This window comes from Pseudomonas cremoricolorata (genome assembly GCF_000759535.1).
In the GTDB taxonomy this organism is placed as follows: domain Bacteria; phylum Pseudomonadota; class Gammaproteobacteria; order Pseudomonadales; family Pseudomonadaceae; genus Aquipseudomonas; species Aquipseudomonas cremoricolorata_A.
Genome location: NZ_CP009455.1, coordinates 1817437 through 1834968, shown reverse-complemented (window position 1 = coordinate 1834968; position 17532 = coordinate 1817437). Strand labels below are relative to the sequence as shown.

Genomic DNA, 17532 nt, shown 5'->3' with positions numbered 1-17532 from the left:
GAAGTTGAAGGTCGAGGTCGAGCCGACCCGGGAGAGGTAGTCGCGGTCGTTGCTATCACGAAGCGCTGATGGAGCGGGAGGTCGTAGCAGGGTGAAGGGACATGGTCGAGGATCGGGCTTGGTGCGATCCGCCTAGGTCCGAATCTTCAGGTGCTCATCCTTTGACGGCAACGAATAGAGTTACGCCATGTGTGGCAACAGCAAGATCATTAATGACTGGATGTCCTGACCCATTAGATGGCAGCCGTACAAGTCCTCGAAAGCGGTCGATCGTGGCCGCTCGGGGTGGCGCGAAGCCGTCCGCTGCGCACATGTCATATCTTGCCCACGCTCATCCCATTGGCCTGTAATTGGCAGCCGTTCACAGTGGTTCACGGTGACACAGCAGAAACGAATTCCTACAATTGCGCCTCAATCGATAACAGGGATGTTGGTATGGGTCCGGCCTCGATGGACCGTTTGAGTTTCTGGGGCAAGCTGACCAGCTCGACTGCCCTCTACTGGCTGATCGCCGTGGGTGTATTCACCCTGGCCTTCAGATTTCTGGCAAAGCTGCAGTTGAACTCGAAGAAGCTGGTGGCGGACCTGAACGCACGTGAAGGCCTGGCGCTGGACACGGGTCTTCTGCTGGGCTATCCCAGCCCCATCTTCATGGTATTCGATCGGCAGAACCGCAAGTTTGCGGTCTGCAACGTGGCGCGCGGCGAGTCGCAGATCTATGACTTCTCGTGGGTACTGCGCTGGGACATCACCTTCCGCGAAGTCGAAAGAACCCAGATGGGCGGCGGCACCCGGCAGATCAATTCCAATGGCATGAGCGTGCCCAACTTCGAGCGCGTCACTGAGGTCAAGGACTATGCCATCGCGTTGCAGACCGCCGATATTCATGAGCCCGTGATGAGATTCCCGATGAGCCGCAAACAGGCTGAGATCTGGTGCGCGCGCCTCAACGCGATCTTCAACGGCTGATCGCCCTCGCGCCAAAACCAGGCGTCAGCATTGAACCCTGCACGGATACCCGGCACGTCGATCGACGTGCCGGGCTGCGTTACAGCTTCAGTTGTTGCTTGAGGAAGTCGTACAAACCCTGAGCACTCTGGCGGTAGCCGTCGGCGCTCAGGTGGACGAGATCGGGTCGGGCCAGGCCCTGGGCTTGCCAACGGGCGATCGAGCAAGGGCCGCCCATGTAGGCCTGCCAGTCCCAGAACAGCGCCTGATGCTTGCGCGCCAGCTGACGTTGAATCCGCACCACTGCCGCCAGCGGTTGCGGCTGGCGGGCGGCACAGCTGACGGCGCGGCGTTGCTTGATCGAGTCTGGCGGGCCGACCAGCAGAATCGCGGCGCCTGGCAGGTCACGATGCAGGCGGGTCAGCGTCGCGTCCATCTGGCTCTGATATAACGCCAGGTCCAGGGTGTCATCGAAGGCTTCATTGGTGCCGTAGGCGAGGATGATCAGGTCGGGGCGCAGTGCCTTGAGGGTGTCTTGCCAGCCAGCTTGCCATTTGTCGACTACCTCCAGCCGCGCTCCGTTGATGCCCAACGATGAGTAGGTGACGCCGGCGTTCTTGCGGCCCTGCACGTACCAGCCGCCCAGGGCCAGGCCCGGGCTCGCGCTGACGTTCAGTTGTGTCGGTAATCCGACATTGTCCAAGGCCGGGCTCAAGCGCCATTGCCCTTGCGTGGCGGGCAACGCGACGCGCTGGCCAGCGCTGGCACTGAGGCTGGTATCGACGTCGGCACGGTACAGCGCCGAAACCTGGTAGCGCCGGCTGTCATCGCCCCGCGCTTGCAGGCTCACTGTCGAACGCGCCGCCAATGGCAACGAGAGATACCCGCCCAGCGGGAACTGCTCGCTCTGCTCGTTGCGCGCCGACACCAACTGCCACTGACGAGCGCTGCTGTTGATGATCAGCCGGTCGCTGCGGATGCCCGGCACCGCACTGGCCGGCACCAGGCCGATGCCACCGTCGCCGTAGCGCGCCTGCAACAACTGGCGCAGCTCGCCGCTGAACAGGTCGGCGGCGGTGTGCGAATCGCCCAACTGCACGATATGTACACCCGCCCGATTGGCCGCGCGCAGTTTGCCGGCCAATACCGCCGCCGGCGTTCGTGGTGCAGCGGGCACGGCGGCGACCGGTGCGAGGTTCGGCGCCGGCTTGGCGTGTTCGCCGGCGTCGGCGCTACAGCCCGGTGTGGCACTGAAGATCAGCGCCGCGGCGGCGAGGTGAAGCCATGGGCGCATGTCAGTGTCCTGTAACGGTCAGGCCGGAAAAACCGATCAGGGCCATGAGCTGGCTGGCGATCATTTTTTGTCCAGTGATGGTGAAGTGAATGCCGTCGTCGCCGCGCACCTTGACCTGGGTACCGTCGGCGCCAGGCACGCTGGCGGCGAACTGCTCGTCGGTGTAGCCGAGGAACGGGTTGGCGGAAACGTAGTGCTGGCCGTACTGCTCGGTCTGCTGCTGGTACAGCTCGCTCAAGTAGGCCATGGCCTGAGACAGACGGGGCGTGTTCATGTTCGGCGGGCCGACCCAGATCACTTGCACATGGTGGTCGCGCGCAGACTGCAGCATGGCGTCGATGCGCGCGCGGTAGGTCTGTTCCCACAGCGGCGACTTGAAGTACACGAACGGCTTGCCCTTGCCTTGCGGCATGTCCCACGGATCGTTGGCGCCGAGAAACACCACCATCAGGCGGATGTGCGGATGTTGCGCCAAGGTGTCAGCGACGGTACGCGGCCAGTTGAAGAAGCCCGGATACGACAGCCCGGTGCTTTGCCGGCTGAGGTTGACGGTGCGCACCTTGTGCCGGCGCAACAGGCTGTTGGCCAGGTGCGGCGCGACGCCTTGCATCAGCGAGTCGCCGACCAGAAACACTTCATCGCCCTCGGCCAGGGTCGCCAGTACAGGCCGGTCGCTGGACAGCGCTGACGGCGCTGCGGGTGCGGCCGGCTGCACCGGCAGCGGCGGTTGTGGCGCCGGCGCGGTGCTGACATCCACCGTGACCACCGGCGCGGTGGCAGGCAGGTTCACGGTTGGCGGCTGATCGGCCTGCTGCTCGCGGTCGCTCAGGCTGGCGAGGAAACTGTCGCGGCCTTCACCCAGCGCGGTGCTCAGATCCGCGCCCAGGCGCCACAGCGACCAGCCGCCCAACACCGGCACTTCGCAGCTCTGATGGTATTTCTGCTGGCAATAGAGCTTGATCGAATCCTGATTCAGCCAGCACAACAGCACGCTGACCACCAGCATGGCGTACAGCGTACGGGCGACGCCGAACGTGCTCTGCGGCGCGTCAGAAACTGGCATAGATGAACCCCGGCACACCCGATTGCGAGGCGAAAATCACCAGCGCGATGAACAGCGTCAATGGCAATGGATACAGCTGCCACGGCAGGCGCTGACTGGCGGCAAAACCCTGGCGCAGCATCGCCAGCCACTGCGGATAGGTGGCGACGAACAGCAGGAAGGCCAGAATCAGCGCGCCGCTGCTCGAGTGCAGGCCGGCCAGGCTCAGGCCGCCCAGGCCACTGAGCATGTCCCACGCATCGTCCAGCGTTGCGCAGCGGAAGAACACCCAGGCCAGGGCCACGTAGTGGAAGGTCAGCAAGCGCGCCAGCAGCGCCGCGCCGGGCATGCGGGCAAAGCCCCAGACCTCCTGGCGAAACAGCTTGAACAGCGCCAGGCCCACACCATGCAGTGCGCCCCAGACGATGAAATTGAGGCTCGCGCCGTGCCACAGGCCTGAAACCAGCATCGCCACCAGCATGTTCAGGTTGCCGCGAAGGGCGCCTTTACGGTTGCCGCCCAGCGGGATGTACACGTAGTCACGAATGAAGCGCGACAGGCTGATGTGCCAGCGTTCCCAGAATTCCTTGAGGTTGTGCGCGGTGTAGGGTGCGTTGAAGTTCGCCGGCAGGCGAAAGCCGAGCAGCAGCGCGATGCCGGTGACCAGGTCGGTGTAGCCGCTGAAGTTGAAGTAGATGAGGAAGCTGTAGGCATACACGCTGAGCAGAATCTGCTCGGCGCCGAAGCTGCCGGGCGTGGCGAACACCGGGTCGACCCACAGGCTACCCAGCCAGGCACTGCAGAAGAACAGCTTGAACACCGCCAGCGCCACCAGCCCGAGGGCCCGCTGCGGTTCGAGGACCTCTCGTCGCTCGCTGCCGCGGAGTTGCCCGAGCAGGTGATCGGCGCGGTTCACCGGCCCCGCCACCACGCAGGGGAAGAACGCCAGGTACAACGCCAGGTCCTGGGGCGCCGCAGGCTTCATCTCGCTGCGGTGGATCGACACCAGGTAACTGACCGAATGAAAGGCATAGAACGACAAGCCGATCGGAACCAGCAATTGCAGCACCGGCAACGACAGATGCACGCCCAGGTCGGCGAACGCGGCCTGCGCGCCTTCGACCAGGAAGGTCTGGTACTTGAACAGATAGAACGCGCCGAGCACCAGGCTCAGCAACAACAGCGGATTGAACCAGCGTCCCGGGTAACGCCCGGCCAGCAGCCCCAACAGATACACCAGCACGGTGTAGCCCAGCAGGGTGTACAGCGAGGTCAGCCCGAAGCTTGCGACCAACCCGTAGCTGGCGCCCAGCAGCAGCAGGTTTTGCCACTTCGGCCAAGCGCCCAGGCCCCAGTAGGCCACGAACAACAGCAGAAAACACAGGCCGAATTCGATCGAAAGGAAGCTCACGACGCAGTCCGTTACGCGATAGAGAAGAAATAACTGGCAAACCCGTGCCGGGGCCTGTGCCAGAGCGCGGCGAGTATGGCAGAGGGCATCAGGGCTCACAATGAAAGGAATTTCCTGAAATCAAGAGGAAATCGGCCATCGACCCTAAGGAAAGTGCAACAAGACGTAAGCGCGTAGCCATTTGCTACCCCTGTCCCGCTCTGCTAACGTCGCCGCGTTATATACGCCACCGAGACCAGCGCCATGGCCCGCAAGAAAACCCCTATCGATTTCGAACAATCCCTCGCGGAGCTTCAAGCTGTGGTCGAGCGCTTGGAGAATGGGGAGCTGTCGCTGGAAGACTCGCTGGCCGCCTTCGAACACGGCATCAGCCTGACCCGCGATTGCCAGGGCGCCCTCGCCCAGGCCGAGCAGAAAGTGCAGATTCTGCTGGAGCGCGACGGTCAGCTCAGGGAGCAGCCGTTCGACCCGGAGCCCGAAGCATGATTGGCGCCTACCAGGCCAGCAGCCAGGCGCGCGTCGACGCGGCCCTCGAACCGCTGTTCCAGGCCCCGGCGCCTGAGCTGGAACGGCTTTACGCAGCGATGCGCTACAGCGTCATGAATGGTGGCAAACGGGTCCGCCCGCTGCTCGCCTATGCGGCCTGCGAAGCATTGGACGCGCCCGCCGAACTGGCCAACGGTGCGGCCTGCGCGGTCGAGCTGATCCACGCCTATTCGCTGGTGCATGACGATCTGCCGGCCATGGACGACGACGACCTGCGCCGCGGCCAGCCCACCACCCACAAGGCCTTCGATGAAGCCTGCGCGATTCTCGCCGGCGACGGCCTGCAAAGCCTGGCGTTCGGCGCGTTGCTCGACCCGCGCCTGAGCCCGCAGAGCGACAGCATTCGCCTGCGCATGGTGCAGGCCCTGTCGGCCGCAGCGGGCCCTGCCGGGATGGTCGGCGGTCAGGCCATCGACCTCGGTTCGGTGGGTGTGAAACTCGACCAACAGGCCCTGGAGTTCATGCACCGGCACAAGACCGGCGCCCTGATCGAAGCCAGCGTGCGCCTCGGCGCCCTGGCCAGCGGCCAGGCCGACGAGCAACGCCTGCAGGCATTGCAGGTGTACGCCCGGGCGGTGGGCCTGGCGTTCCAGGTGCAGGACGACATCCTCGATGTGGAAAGCGATACCGCCACCCTGGGCAAGCGCCAGGGCGCTGACATCGCCCGTGACAAACCCACCTACCCGGCATTGCTCGGGCTGGAGGCCGCCAAGGCCTATGCGATCGAACTGCGCGACCAGGCGCTGGTCGCAGTGCAAGGGTTCGGTGAAAGCGCCGAGCCCTTGCGCGCCTTGGCCCGCTATATCGTCGAACGCCGCCACTGAAGCGTTTCTGACCATTGCGCAGGTCTAGCCCGGCCGACCTCGGTCGTCGCTGACCTTCAGCCGATACCCGCGATTTCGCTCAACCTGGCGCCGCCCAGTGCAGGGGGCAGCTTTTCCCTCAATGGGGTAAACTGCCGCGTCTTCAAACCTATAACGACTCGCCTGATGCCCACGACGTTTCAAGAGATTCCCCGCGAACGCCCGGTCACGCCGTTGCTCGACCGCGCCGACACGCCCGCCGGCTTGCGCCGCCTGGCCGAAGCCGACCTGGAGACCCTGGCCGACGAGTTGCGCCAGGAACTGCTCTATACCGTGGGCCAGACCGGCGGTCACTTCGGTGCGGGCCTGGGCGTCATCGAACTGACCATCGCCCTGCATTACGTCTTCAATACCCCCGATGATCGGCTGGTGTGGGACGTCGGTCACCAGGCCTATCCGCACAAGATCCTCACCGGTCGCCGCGAGCGCATGCTCAGCCTGCGCCAGAAGGACGGCATCGCCGCCTTCCCGCGCCGTGCGGAAAGCGCCTACGACACCTTTGGCGTCGGTCATTCGAGCACCTCGATCAGTGCCGCGCTGGGCATGGCCATCGCCGCCCGCCTGCAGGACGACCCGCGCAAGTCCATCGCCGTGATCGGCGACGGCGCGCTGACCGCCGGCATGGCCTTCGAAGCGTTGAACCACGCCCAGGAAGTCGACGCCGACATGCTGGTGATCCTCAACGACAACGACATGTCGATTTCGCGCAACGTCGGCGGCCTGTCCAACTACCTGGCCAAGATTCTCTCCAGCCGCACCTACGCGAGCATGCGCGAGGGCAGCAAGAAAGTGCTGTCGCGCCTGCCTGGCGCCTGGGAAATCGCCCGCCGCACCGAGGAGTATGCCAAGGGCATGCTGGTGCCCGGCACGCTGTTCGAAGAGCTGGGCTGGAACTACATCGGCCCCATCGACGGCCACGACCTGCCGACGCTGATCGCCACGCTGCGCAACATGCGCGACCTCAAGGGCCCGCAGTTCCTCCACGTGGTCACCAAGAAGGGCAAGGGCTTCGCCCCAGCCGAAGTCGACCCGATCGTCTACCACGCCATCACCAAGCTCGAACCGCTGGACAAGCCGGCCGCGCCTAAGCCGGCCGCACCGAAAACGGTCAGCGGGCCGAAGTATTCCAGCGTGTTCGGCCAGTGGCTGTGCGACATGGCCGCAGCTGACCCGCGCCTGGTCGGCATCACCCCGGCGATGAAGGAAGGCTCCGACCTGGTGGCCTTCAGCGAGCAGTACCCTGAGCGCTACTTCGACGTGGCGATCGCCGAGCAGCACGCGGTCACCTTCGCCGCCGGCATGGCCTGTGAAGGCGCCAAGCCGGTGGTGGCGATCTATTCGACCTTCCTCCAGCGCGCTTACGATCAGCTGATTCACGACGTCGCGGTGCAGAACCTCGATGTGCTATTCGCCATCGACCGCGCCGGGCTGGTTGGCGAAGACGGCCCGACCCACGCCGGCAGCTTCGATCTGTCGTACCTGCGCTGCATCCCCGGCATGCTGGTGATGACCCCAAGCGACGAAAACGAACTGCGCGCGATGCTCACCACCGGCCACCTGTACGACGGTCCGGCAGCGGTGCGCTATCCACGCGGCACCGGGCCGAACGCGCCGATCAGCGCCGAACTGCAGCCGCTGGACATCGGCAAGGGTGTGATTCGCCGCCAGGGCAGCAAGGTCGCCCTGATGGTGTTCGGCGTGCAACTGGCCGAAGCGCTCACCGTCGCCGAGACGCTCGGCGCCACGGTGGTCGACATGCGTTTCGTCAAGCCGCTGGATGAAGCCCTGGTGCTGGCGCTGGCCGCCTCCCATGAGTTGCTGGTCACCATCGAGGAAAACGCCATCATGGGCGGTGCCGGCTCGGCGGTCGGCGAGTGCCTCGCACGCGAGGCGGTGGTCAAGCCGTTGTTGCAGCTGGGCCTGCCTGACGTTTACGTCGAACACGCCAAACCTGCGCAGATGCTGACTGAGTGCGGCCTGGATGCCGCAGGGATCAAGGCGTCGATTGAAGCCCGTATGGCCAGGCTGGGCCTGTCATAACCCTGTAGGAGCGACGCGAGTCGCGAAAGGCCGGCAAAGCCGGCCCAGTGTCCGCGATTCAATCCCCCAGGAGACGCAGGGTCGCCTGGCTTGGGCCGGCGTTGCCGGCCATCGCGACTTTCCCGGAGCGCCGGCCGGTCGCTCCTAAACGGTACCCTTATGAAACGACCTGCCCTCGCCACCCTGCTCTGCCTGCCCGGCACCTTGTTTGCCGTAGAACCTGATCGAGACGAAGCACTCAAGCTGGCCGATGTCGTGATCAGCGCCAACCGCCAGGTTGAATCGCGCAGCACCAGCAGCGCCGCCAGCACGGTGTTCACCCGCGCCGACATCGACCGCCTGCAACCACCTGGGGTCACCGACCTGCTGCGTCGGGTGCCAGGCGTGCAGGTAGCGCCGACCGGGGGCCGCAGCAGCGTGCCAGGCATCTTCATACGTGGCACCAAGACCGCCCAGGCGCTGGTGCTGGTCGATGGCGTGCGCATCGCCAACGCGACCTCCGGTGACAGCGGCCTGCAGTTTCTCGACATCGACCAAGTCGAACGGGTCGAAGTACTGCGCGGCTCGCGCTCGGCGGTGTACGGCAGCGACGCCATCGGCGGCGTGATCCAGATCTTCACCCGCCGCAGCAGCGGCCCTGGCCTGCAACCTCGCCTGCACCTGGCTGGCGGCAGTCAACACACCTGGCAGCGCAGCCTGGGGCTTTCCGGCGGTGACGACGCCACCCGCTTCAACCTCGGCGCCAGCCTCGATGAGAGCGCCGGCATCGATGCCACCGGCCCCTCGTTCGCCAGCGACGCTGACCACGAGGCGTACCGCAATCGCTCGCTGAACCTGAGCCTGAGCCACACCTTCAACGAACGTTTCGAGGCTGGGCTGAACCTGCTCGACAGCCAGGGCCGCAGCGAATACGACAACCCTTACGGACGCTTCGACCCGGTCACCTTCGACAGCCTGGCGCAGAAGCCGTACACCGATTTCACCGTCAGCAGCCTGGGCAGCTACCTCGATGCACAACTGAGCGAACGCTGGCACAGCCGCCTGGAGCTGGGCCACAGCGAGAACCGCAGCGAAAGCCGCGACAAGCTCAGCAGCGAGCGCTCGGCGTTCAACACCTACCGTGACCAGCTCACCTGGCAGAACACCCTGACCCTGAGCGAGCAGCACAGCCTGTCAGCGGGCGTCGACGGTTATCAGGACCGTGTCCACGCCAGTGAACGCTTGGCGCGAGATAGCCGCTGGAACCGGGCAGCGTTCGTTCAGCACCGCTTCGAAGGCGAGCACTTCAACACCGAACTGGGCGTGCGCCGCGACCAGAACCAGCAGTACGGCGGACAAACCAGCTGGAGCGCGAGCCTGGGCGTGCCGCTGAATCCGGCCAACGACCTGCTACTGTCCTACAGCGAAGGCTTCCGCGCACCGACCTTCAACGACCTCTACTACCCCGGCTACAGCAACCCTACGCTGGACCCTGAACACTCCAAGAGCGTCGAGCTGCAATGGCGCAGTCGATTGAGCAGCGATAGCCGCCTGGAGGCGTCGCTGTACCGCACCGAGCTGCGCGATGCCATCGTCTTCGCCGGCCTGCAACCCGAGAACGTCGCTGCCGCGCGGATCAACGGTTTCGAACTGAGCCTCGACCAGCGCTGGGGCGCCTGGCAGAGCCAGCTCGGCCTGGCGCTGATCGACCCGCGCGACCGCGACAGCGGGCATACCTTGGCCCGCCGCGCCCGCCGCACCCTGAGCCTGGACCTTGATCGCCAGTTCGATGCCTTCAGCGTCGGCGCCAGTTGGCAGGCGGTCAGCGCCAGCTTCGATGGCGAAGACAACCGCCAGCGCCTCGCCGGCCATGGCGTGCTTGGACTGCGCGGGGAATGGTCAGCCAGCCCTGCGCTGAAGCTGCGCCTGAGCCTCGACAACCTGTTGGACACGTCTTACAGCCGGGCCTTGTACAGCTTTGACGGCGCCAGCTATGGCTACCGGGAAGAGGGCCGCACCTGGCTGATGAGCGTTACTTGGACGCCGGCGCTGTAGTTTCGATCAGGGCGCAGAGCTTGGCCGTCGCCTCGATCATCTGCCCGCTGGGCCGCTCGATGCCGTTGTCCGGCACCACCAGCAAGCGCGCGTGGGCAACCGCATCGACCTGTTTGCGGGCCTTCCAAGCGTTGAGCTGGGCCTGATCGTTGCCCAGGATGACCTGCGGATCACGTTCGATCACCGACTCGACACTGACCATCGGCGCGGGTGGGTCGAGGTCTTCGAACACATTGCGCGCGCCGCACACGCGCAGGGCATTGCTGATGATCTGTTTGCCACCGAGGGTGTACAGCGGGTTGTCCCACACCTGGTAGAACACCTTCAGCGGCTCTGCCCGACGGTACTGTGCACGCAGTGCCTGTAAGCGCGTGCGCAGGGCGGCGGCGTGCTGCCTGCCTTGCTCGGAACGGCCGAGCCGCACGGCCAGCGCTTCGATCTTGTCGATCAGTTGGTCGAGGTCACGTGGCACGATCGACAGGCTGGCAATGCCCAGATTCTGCAATTGCTTGAGCTCAGCCGGCGACACCCCGCCCTCCCACAGCAACACCAGATCCGGCTTGAGGCTGACCAGTCGCTCCATGTTCAGTGCACCATAGGTGCCGACCGAAGGCAGTCCGGGCAGCGGCGCTGCAACGCCATTGGCCTCGACCACACCCACCAGCAGGTCCTGGGCATCCAGCTCGATCATCATCTCGGTGAGTGCCGGGGCCAGGCTGACCACCCGGGACAGCGCGGCCTGGGCGCTGGACGCAAAAAGCAACGACAGACCCAGCAACGACTGCGCCAGGCAGTGACGGACACGGCCTGCTCTGGCCAGGAAACTCACCCCTGTGGCACTTCGCCCTGATGCTCGTTGCCCATCATGTGGCCGAGCTTGCCGGCCTTGGTGGCCAGGTAGTGCAGGTTGTGTGGGTTCTGCCCGGTGTGCAGCGGCACACGCTCGGCCACGGCGATGTTCATGCTGGTGAGCGCCTTGACCTTGCGTGGGTTGTTGGTCATCAGCCGTAGCGAACTGACGCCAAGGTGCTCGAGCATCGGCAGGCACATGGCGTAGTCGCGCTGGTCGGCGGCAAAGCCCAGGCGCTCGTTGGCCTCGACGGTATCGGCACCGCCATCCTGCAGCTCGTAGGCGCGAATCTTGTTCAGCAGGCCGATACCACGGCCTTCCTGACGCAGGTACAGCAACACGCCACGGCCCTCGCGGGCGATGGCCTGCAACGCCGCCTCCAGCTGTGAGCCGCAGTCGCAGCGCTGACTGAACAGCGCATCGCCCGTCAGGCACTCCGAATGCAGACGCCCCAGCACCGGCTGACCATCGGCAATGTCACCCAGGCTAAGCACGACGTGCTCGCGGCCAGTGGCTTCGTCGAGAAAGCCATGCATGGTGAAGGTTGCGAAGGGCGTCGGTAGTTTTGAGGCGGCGACAAAGACGACGGGCACGTTGTGCTCCTGATAGGTAACTAGGGGTTTCACGTGGGGCGATTGTATCAGCAGACCCGGCAACTGTGCGCAGGCTACTGCGGCTGGCTGTTGGCGGTGAATGGATACGGTTGTTGCCAACGCTGGAAGATCGGCTTGAGCTCGCCGCTGCGTACCAGCTCAGCCATGCGCCGATCGAACAGCTCCAGCAACTGGCGGGCGTCGTTGGTATCGGCGAAGGCCAGGTACAGCGGCAGTTCGGCGATGTGGGTGCGTCGAAAGCGCTGCGGTTCGGCGGCGTGGCCCAGCACGTAGTCGACCTCGGTCAGGGCGTCGATATAGAAGTCGACGCGGTGATGCTCGAGCATCGGCAGAATGCCTTCACGGCGCTGCACCTCGCGGCCATTACCGACGTTGGGCAGGTAGCGCGCGTAGTCGTAGCCGCGCACCCAGGCCAGGCGATAGCTGCCGATATTCTCGGCGCTCGGCACAGGCCCGTCGGCGAGGCCCAGGGCGTAGATGTGATCGACATCGAAGTGCCAGCGCGGGTACAGGTTGTCGGCATTCTCGGCCTTGTACGAGCCAACCCAGGCGTCGGCCTCGGCGCGCTTCACCAGGCCGATGGCACGGCTGTACGGCGCGGTTTGCGCCACCACCTTGACCCCGGCCGGCTCGAACACCTTGCGCAGCACGTCCCAGGCCAGGCCGCTGCCATCGGCCTCGGTGTACTGATCCCAGTCTTCACTGACCAGAATGATCTGCGCAGGCGATGCTGCACAGGCAGCCCCCGCGCAGACCATCATCACCAGCATTAGCAGAACCGCTCTCATGCTCAACCCCTTGTCGCTCCACAGCGTCCACGTTTGCAGCCAAGCGAAGACCGCGACCAGCGGCTCGTCAAGCTCACTGCGGCTTTCGGCATCGCTCAGGGCACGGCGTGGAAATGCTGATAACCGCGTAGCGCCGGCGTGACATCACGTCCCTGATCGTCGACCACACTCACACCCTGCCCGGGCAACACCCGGCCGATGACGTGAACACCCGCCACGGCCCGGGTCAGACCTGCCAGCTCTGCAGGGGGCACGGTGAACGCCAGCACGTAGTCATCGCCGCCACTGAGCGCCGCCTGCAACGCGCCCTGCTCGCCCAGCAGCGCGTGCAAGGCCGGCGACACCGGAACACGCTGCCGGTCGATCTGCAACGCCACCGCCGAGGCCTTGGCGATATGGCCGCAATCGGCCAGCAATCCGTCGGAGATATCCAGCGCTGCGCTGGCGCGTCCCCGCAGCGTCTGGCCCAGGGCCAACTGCGGTGGCGGCGACCAATAATGCGCCAGCAGCGGCGCGCTGATGTGCTGGGCCGCCGTTTGGCTGCCGAGCACCAGCGGCAAGGCACCGGCGGCATTGCCCAGGTTGCCGCCCACGCACAGCAGGTCGCCCGGCTGCGCGCCACTGCGGCGCAGCGCCTGGCCGTGCGGCACGCGACCGAACACGGTCAGGGTCAGGCTCAGTGGGCCACGGGTGGTGTCCCCGCCAACCAGGCTAAGCCGGCATTGCCCGGCCATGCACTGCAGGCCCTCGGCAAAGGCCTTGAGCCAGGCAGCGCCGACATCGGCAAGGGTCAGGGCGAGGGTAAAGGCCAGGGGCGTGGCGCCCATGGCGGCAAGATCACTGGCAGAGACGGCCAGCGCGCGCTGGCCGAGCAGGTAGGGGTCGGCATCGTGGGGAAAATGCACACCGGCCACCAGGGTATCGGTGGACACCGCCAGGTGCTCGCCAGGGGGCACCTGCAACAGGGCGCAGTCGTCGCCGATCCCCAGCGCCACGCCCTCGCCACCTTGCGCGCAGGGCGCCGCAGCGAAGTAGTGGTTGATCAGCTCGAACTCACCCATTGAGCGTCAGCGCCGTACTCAGCGCTTGTTCGCCTTGACTTCGACTTCGCGCAGAATCGGCGCCAGCTTGTCGAGCACGCCGTTGACGAACTTGTGTCCATCGGTTGCCCCGAACACTTTGGCCAGCTCGACGCCTTCGTTGATCACCACGCGGTACGGCACATCGACACGCTTGATGAACTCCCAGGTGGACAGGCGCAGAACCGCCAGCTCCACCGGGTCGAGTTCGTCCAGGGCGAGGTCGAGGCACGGCGCCAGGGCCGTGTCGATTTCCACCTTGCTGGCGGGAACACCGTGGAGGATTTCGCGGAAGTAGGCGCCATCGACATCGGAGAAATCGTTATCGACCCGGAACTGCGCTTCGATCTCGTTCAGCGAGTGCTTGGCCATGTGCCACTGATACAGCGCCTGGGTCGCGAGCTTGCGGGCTTCACGACGCTTGGCGCTTTTCGAGGGCTTGCCAGCATCCGCAGGTTTTGGATCGCGCGGGTTGAAACGATCGCTTTCGTCGCTAATCACTTGGCCTCCAGCTGCGCCAGCAGACTTACCATTTCCAGGGCCGACAGCGCCGCTTCGGCGCCTTTGTTGCCAGCCTTGGTGCCGGAACGCTCGATGGCCTGTTCGATGGAGTCGACGGTCAGGACACCGAAGGCCACCGGCACGCCGAACTCCATGGAAACCTGGGCCAGGCCCTTGGTGCATTCACCGGCAACGTATTCGAAGTGCGGGGTGCCGCCACGAATCACTGCGCCCAGGGCGATGATGGCGTCGTATTCGCCCTGCTGCGCGACCTTCTGCGCCACCAGCGGGATTTCGAACGCGCCTGGCGCACGGATCAGGGTGATTTCGCTTTCGCTGACGCCGTGACGCACCAGCGCGTCGACCGCGCCGCTGACCAGGCTTTCGACGACGAAGCTGTTGAAGCGGCCAACCACCAAGGCATAGCGACCTTTGGGGGCGATGAAGGTACCTTCGATGGTCTTCAGGGTCATTCCAGAGTTCTCATATTCAGTAGCGAGGCCGCGCTAGGCGGCCTCGCAGGGTTCGGACTCGAGGTCCAGGGCCTGGGCGGCGCCTGGTGTCACTCGGAGGGCACGTATTCTACAACTTCCAGATCGAATCCGGATATCGCATTGAACTTCATCGGCGAACTCATCAGGCGCATCTTGCGCACGCCCAGGTCACGCAGGATCTGCGAGCCGGCACCGACGGTGCTGTAGGTGGTCGGGGTCTTGACGACCGGTGCTTCGCCGGCGCTTTCACGAATGTGCGAGAGCAGCACGTCGCCATCGAGCGGATGCCCCAGCAGCAGCACCACGCCGCTACCGGCCTCGGCCACGGCCGCCATGGCCGCGCGCAGGCTCCAACGCCCCGGCTGCTTGACCAGCAGCAGGTCGCGCAGCGGGTCCATGTTGTGCACCCGCACCAGGGTCGGCTGCTCGCCATTGATGTCGCCCAGGGTCAGCGCCATGTGCACGTCGCCTTCCACCGCATCGCGGTAGGTGACCAGGTTGAACTCGCCCAGCTCGCTTGCCACCGACTGCTCGGAAACCCGCTGAACGGTACGTTCGTGGATCATGCGGTAGTGGATCAGGTCGGCGATGGTGCCGATCTTCAGGCCGTGCTCGGCAGCGAACACTTCCAGCTCGGCGCGGCGCGACATCGTGCCGTCGTCGTTCATCACCTCGCAGATCACCCCGCTCGGCTCGAAACCGGCCATGCGCGCCAGGTCGCAGGCCGCTTCGGTGTGCCCGGCGCGGGCCAGGGTGCCGCCGGGCTGGGCCATCAGCGGGAAGATGTGGCCGGGGCTGACGATGTCTTCAGCCTGGGCATCCTTGGCCGACGCCGCCTGCACGGTGCGCGCGCGGTCAGCGGCGGAGATGCCGGTGGTGACGCCTTCGGCCGCTTCGATGGACACGGTGAACTTGGTGCCGAAGCCCGAGCCATTGCGCGGCGCCATCAATGGCAACTTGAGGGTTTCGCAGCGCTCGCGGGTCATGGGCATGCAGATCAGGCCACGGGCATGCTTGGCCATGAAGTTGATGTGCTCGGCCTGGCAGCACTCGGCGGCCATGATGATGTCGCCTTCGTTCTCGCGGTCTTCGTCATCCATGAGGATGACCATTTTGCCCTGGCGGATGTCTTCTACCAGTTCTTCGATGCTGTTGAGCGCCACGCGGCACCCCCTTCTCAATTCAATCAGGATTTCAAGAAGCCATTGGCGGCCAGGAAGCTTTCGGTGATGCCACTGCCCTTGCTCGACTCGGCCGCCTTGTCGCCCAGCAGCAGACGCTCCAGGTAACGGGCCAGCAGGTCGACCTCAAGGTTGACCCGACGCCCTGCGCGGTAGTCGGCCATGATGGTTTCGGACAGCGTGTGCGGAACGATGGTCAGCTCGAATTCGGCGCCGTCGACCGCATTGACCGTGAGGCTGGTGCCGTCGACGGTGATCGAGCCCTTGTGGGCGATGTACTTGGCCAGTTCCTTGGGTGCACGCACGCGGAACTGGATGGCGCGGGCGTTATCGCTGCGCGAGATGATTTCACCGACACCGTCGACATGCCCACTGACCAGATGACCGCCCAGGCGGGTGGTCGGGGTCAGGGCCTTTTCCAAGTTGACCCGGCTGCCGGTCTTGAGATCGACGAACGCGGTGCAGTCGAGGGTTTCACGGCTGACGTCGGCCCAGAAACCATCGCCGGGCAGTTCAACCGCAGTGAGGCACACACCGTTGACCGCGATGCTGTCGCCAAGCTTGACGTCGCCCAGGTCGAGCTTGCCGGTCTGCACGTAGACGCGCACATCGCCGCCTTTGGGGGTCAGGCTGCGGATGGTGCCGATGGATTCGATGATACCGGTGAACATGGTGTCTTCCTCGGGAACAGGGCTGCGCGGGGCAAGCCGGGCATTATACGTGGCCGGGCGGCAGGGGGATGGCAGTGATCTGCCAGTCGTCGCCGACGGCGCGCATGCCGGTGATTTTCAGCCGCGGCGCTTCGCTCATGCGGGCCAGCGGCCAGTCGAGCAGCGGCCTGGCGCTGGAACCCAGGAAGGTGCCGGCGACGAACAGGCGGTACTCGTCGATCAACCCCAATTGGGCAAAGGCGCCGACCAGGCCGGCGCCAGCTTCCAGCAGGATTTCGTTGACGCCACGCGCTGCCAGGGCTGGCAACACCGCGGTCAGGTCGACGCGACCATCGCTACCCGGCAGGCGCAGCAGCTCATGACCGGCGGCCTTGTAGCGTGGGTCGTCATCTGCCGCGGTGATCACCAGCGCGGGGCCGGCCTGGAAGAACGGCGCACTCAGCGGCAGGCGCAGGCGGCCATCGATCAGCACCCGTAGCGGCGGACGCGATTCGGCCAGGGCGCTGAGTTCGGCATCCAGCCCCAGCTCGGCACTGCGCACGGTCATGCGTGCGCTGTCGGCTAGCACGCTCTGGGCGCTGCTCAGCACTACGCTTGAACGGGCGCGCAGACGCTGTACGGCGGCTCGCGCAGCAGGGCCGGTGATCCATTGGCTTTCGCCGCTGGCCATGGCGGTGCGGCCGTCCAGGCTCATGGCAAGTTTCGCCCGCAGATATGGCAGGCCGTGTTCCATACGCTTGAGAAAGCCAGGATTGAGCGCCCGCGCCTCGGCCTCGAGCACGCCACTGGCGACAGCGATGCCAGCCGCGGCCAGCCGCGTCAGGCCCTGTCCGGCAACGCTGGGGTTGGGGTCTTGCATGGCCGCGACCACCCGGGCCACGCCAGCGTTGATCAGCGCATCGGCACACGGCGGGGTACGCCCATGGTGGCTGCACGGCTCGAGAGTGACATAGGCGCAGGCACCGCGCGCGCGTTCGCCCGCCTGGCGCAACGCGTGCACCTCGGCATGGGGTTCACCCGCGCGTACGTGCCATCCCTCGCCGACCACTTCGCCGTCGCGCACGATGACGCAACCGACACGCGGGTTGGGATGGGTGCTGTAGAGGCCCTTGCGCGCCAGTTGCAGCGCCCTGGCCATGTACTGGGCATCGAGCTGAGCGGTCAGGCTGGACATGT

The 17532-nt window shown here is 65.4% G+C and carries 17 protein-coding genes; 5 read left to right on the top strand and 12 right to left on the bottom strand.

Annotation, left to right across the window (positions count from 1 at the left end; translation table 11 throughout):
• Positions 1 to 435: 435 nt before the first annotated feature.
• Positions 436 to 969 (top strand): hypothetical protein, encoded by a 534-nt coding sequence (locus tag LK03_RS08025; protein WP_240478651.1) that lies wholly within the window; start codon positions 436 to 438, stop codon positions 967 to 969.
• Positions 970 to 1048: 79 nt separating this feature from the next.
• Here the strand turns inward: LK03_RS08025 and LK03_RS08020 are convergent, their stop codons facing one another.
• From LK03_RS08020 to LK03_RS08010, 3 genes are read right to left on the bottom strand one after another with little or no spacing between them, the layout of a single operon-like run.
• The gene (locus tag LK03_RS08020) at positions 1049 to 2242 is read right to left on the bottom strand and encodes an SGNH/GDSL hydrolase family protein (protein ID WP_038411829.1); all 1194 of its coding nucleotides are present in this window, start codon (positions 2240 to 2242) and stop codon (positions 1049 to 1051) included.
• Between the two features lies 1 nt (position 2243).
• Positions 2244 to 3305, bottom strand: a complete 1062-nt coding sequence (locus LK03_RS08015) for an SGNH/GDSL hydrolase family protein (RefSeq protein ID WP_038411827.1) — start codon at positions 3303 to 3305, stop codon at positions 2244 to 2246.
• Complete coding sequence (locus LK03_RS08010) at positions 3292 to 4695, bottom strand: MBOAT family O-acyltransferase (protein WP_038411826.1); 1404 nt, start codon at positions 4693 to 4695, stop codon at positions 3292 to 3294. The genes LK03_RS08015 and LK03_RS08010 overlap by 14 nt, the downstream gene beginning before the upstream one ends.
• Before the next feature lie 243 nt (positions 4696 to 4938).
• On the opposite strand from LK03_RS08010, the gene LK03_RS08005 reads away from it, so the two are divergent.
• The 4 genes from LK03_RS08005 to LK03_RS07990 all read left to right on the top strand — a co-directional run bounded on the left by LK03_RS08005 (position 4939) and on the right by LK03_RS07990 (position 10178).
• A complete protein-coding gene (locus LK03_RS08005; protein WP_038411825.1) occupies positions 4939 to 5181 on the top strand; it encodes an exodeoxyribonuclease VII small subunit in 243 nt (80 codons plus the stop codon).
• Positions 5178 to 6065 (top strand): polyprenyl synthetase family protein, encoded by an 888-nt coding sequence (locus LK03_RS08000; protein WP_038411824.1) that lies wholly within the window; start codon positions 5178 to 5180, stop codon positions 6063 to 6065. The genes LK03_RS08005 and LK03_RS08000 overlap by 4 nt, the downstream gene beginning before the upstream one ends.
• 165 nt (positions 6066 to 6230) lie before the next feature.
• Positions 6231 to 8144, top strand: a complete 1914-nt coding sequence (gene dxs, locus LK03_RS07995; protein WP_038411823.1) for a 1-deoxy-D-xylulose-5-phosphate synthase — start codon at positions 6231 to 6233, stop codon at positions 8142 to 8144.
• Positions 8145 to 8303: 159 nt separating this feature from the next.
• Entirely contained in the window at positions 8304 to 10178 is a 1875-nt protein-coding gene (locus tag LK03_RS07990; RefSeq protein ID WP_038411822.1) for a TonB-dependent receptor plug domain-containing protein, read from the top strand.
• On the opposite strand, the gene LK03_RS07985 is transcribed toward LK03_RS07990, so the two are convergent.
• The 9 genes from LK03_RS07985 to ribD form a co-directional block, all read right to left on the bottom strand.
• Complete coding sequence (locus LK03_RS07985; RefSeq protein ID WP_430962061.1) at positions 10156 to 11007, bottom strand: cobalamin-binding protein; 852 nt, start codon at positions 11005 to 11007, stop codon at positions 10156 to 10158. The two genes, LK03_RS07990 and LK03_RS07985, sit on opposite strands and share 23 nt — an antisense overlap.
• Positions 11004 to 11621 (bottom strand): GTP cyclohydrolase II, encoded by a 618-nt coding sequence (ribA, locus tag LK03_RS07980; RefSeq protein ID WP_038411821.1) that lies wholly within the window; start codon positions 11619 to 11621, stop codon positions 11004 to 11006. Before ribA ends, LK03_RS07985 begins: the two co-directional genes overlap by 4 nt.
• 74 nt (positions 11622 to 11695) lie before the next feature.
• Entirely contained in the window at positions 11696 to 12436 is a 741-nt protein-coding gene (locus LK03_RS07975; protein WP_038411820.1) for a substrate-binding periplasmic protein, read from the bottom strand.
• 89 nt (positions 12437 to 12525) lie between these two features.
• Positions 12526 to 13491 (bottom strand): thiamine-phosphate kinase, encoded by a 966-nt coding sequence (gene thiL, locus LK03_RS07970; RefSeq protein WP_038411819.1) that lies wholly within the window; start codon positions 13489 to 13491, stop codon positions 12526 to 12528.
• Positions 13492 to 13509: 18 nt separating this feature from the next.
• Positions 13510 to 14010, bottom strand: a complete 501-nt coding sequence (gene nusB / locus LK03_RS07965) for a transcription antitermination factor NusB (RefSeq protein WP_038411818.1) — start codon at positions 14008 to 14010, stop codon at positions 13510 to 13512.
• Entirely contained in the window at positions 14007 to 14483 is a 477-nt protein-coding gene (gene ribH, locus LK03_RS07960) for a 6,7-dimethyl-8-ribityllumazine synthase (RefSeq protein WP_028695463.1), read from the bottom strand. The genes nusB and ribH overlap by 4 nt, the downstream gene beginning before the upstream one ends.
• A gap of 89 nt (positions 14484 to 14572) precedes the next feature.
• The gene (gene ribBA, locus LK03_RS07955) at positions 14573 to 15667 is read right to left on the bottom strand and encodes a bifunctional 3,4-dihydroxy-2-butanone-4-phosphate synthase/GTP cyclohydrolase II (protein ID WP_038411817.1); all 1095 of its coding nucleotides are present in this window, start codon (positions 15665 to 15667) and stop codon (positions 14573 to 14575) included.
• 23 nt (positions 15668 to 15690) lie between these two features.
• Entirely contained in the window at positions 15691 to 16356 is a 666-nt protein-coding gene (locus LK03_RS07950; protein ID WP_038411816.1) for a riboflavin synthase, read from the bottom strand.
• A gap of 43 nt (positions 16357 to 16399) precedes the next feature.
• On the bottom strand, positions 16400 to 17530 hold the full coding sequence (gene ribD, locus LK03_RS07945) for a bifunctional diaminohydroxyphosphoribosylaminopyrimidine deaminase/5-amino-6-(5-phosphoribosylamino)uracil reductase RibD (protein ID WP_038411815.1): 1131 nt from the start codon (positions 17528 to 17530) through the stop codon (positions 16400 to 16402).
• Positions 17531 to 17532 lie beyond the last annotated feature (2 nt).